Genomic DNA, 1,276 nt, shown 5'->3' with positions numbered 1-1,276 from the left:
GATGTCGCCAGCGCGGATCTCGTCGATTTCCAGGCGGGCATTCGCATGCATTTGCACGATGCGGCCGATGCGCTCCTTCTTGCCACGGATCGGGTTGTAGACGAGATCGCCCCTGGACAGCACGCCCGAGTACACGCGCACAAAGGTCAGTTGCCCCACAAACGGGTCGGTCATGAGTTTGAAGGCCAGTGCGGCAAACTTCTCGTTGTCGTCCGCATGCCGCACCAGCACGGCGCTTTCATCGTCGTCTTCGCTGTGCCCCGTCACGGGCGGCACATCCAGCGGCGAGGGCATGAGCTCGACAATGGCGTCCAGCAGCCGCTGCACGCCCCGGTTCTTGAACGCCGAGCCACACAGCATGGGCTGGATCTCGGTCGCAATGGTGCGCAGGCGCAGGCCGGTGACGATGTCGGCAGCGCTGAGGTCACCCGTTTCCAGGTACTTGTCGGTGAGCGCCTCGTTGGCCTCGGCGGCCTCTTCGACCATCTTCTGGCGCCACTCGTTGGCGCTGGCCTGGAGCCGCTCAGGAATGTCCCGGTACTCGAACTTCACGCCCTGCGATGCATCGTCCCAGACGATGGCTTTCATCTTGATGAGATCAATCACGCCGTGAAAGTCGGCCTCGGCACTGATGGGGATCACGATGGGCACCGGGTGCGCGTTGAGGCGGTCGATCATCATCTGGCGCACGCGAAAGAAATCGGCACCCACGCGGTCCATCTTGTTCACGAACGCAAGGCGCGGCACCTTGTACTTGTTGGCCTGGCGCCAGACGGTCTCGGACTGGGGCTGCACGCCGCCCACGGCGTCATACACCATGACCGCTCCGTCGAGCACGCGCATGGAGCGCTCGACCTCGATGGTGAAGTCCACGTGACCCGGCGTGTCGATGATGTTGATGCGGTGCGCAGGGAAGTTGTGTTCCATGCCAGACCAGAAGGCCGTGGTGGCGGCCGAGGTGATCGTGATGCCGCGCTCCTGCTCCTGCTCCATCCAGTCCATGGTGGCAGCGCCGTCATGCACTTCGCCGAGCTTGTGGTTCACCCCGGTATAGAACAGGATGCGCTCGGTCGTGGTGGTCTTGCCGGCATCAATGTGCGCGGAAATGCCGATGTTGCGATAGCGTTCTATAGGGGTATGGCGAGCCATGACGACCTCCCTTAACAACCGTCCTGCAACGTGAGAAAAGAGGCGCCACACCCGCAGCACCGGCAGCATGACCAGAAGCTGAGCATACCAAATGCACGAACACAGTCGTACTGCCAACTTGGGCATG

General features: G+C 62.2%; 1 protein-coding gene. It reads right to left on the bottom strand.

Annotated elements, in window-relative coordinates:
* Positions 1-1,149 (bottom strand): GTP-binding protein (locus QZH66_RS16270; RefSeq protein ID WP_305806922.1); only part of this gene is annotated, 1,149 nt, incomplete at its 3' end.
* Between the last annotated feature and the right edge of the window lie 127 nt (positions 1,150-1,276).

Source organism: Stenotrophomonas sp. YIM B06876 (assembly GCF_030711595.1).
In the GTDB taxonomy this organism is placed as follows: domain Bacteria; phylum Pseudomonadota; class Gammaproteobacteria; order Xanthomonadales; family Xanthomonadaceae; genus Stenotrophomonas.
Note: the sequence above shows the minus strand (reverse complement) of the source record. Positions and strands in the feature narration are given on the sequence as shown.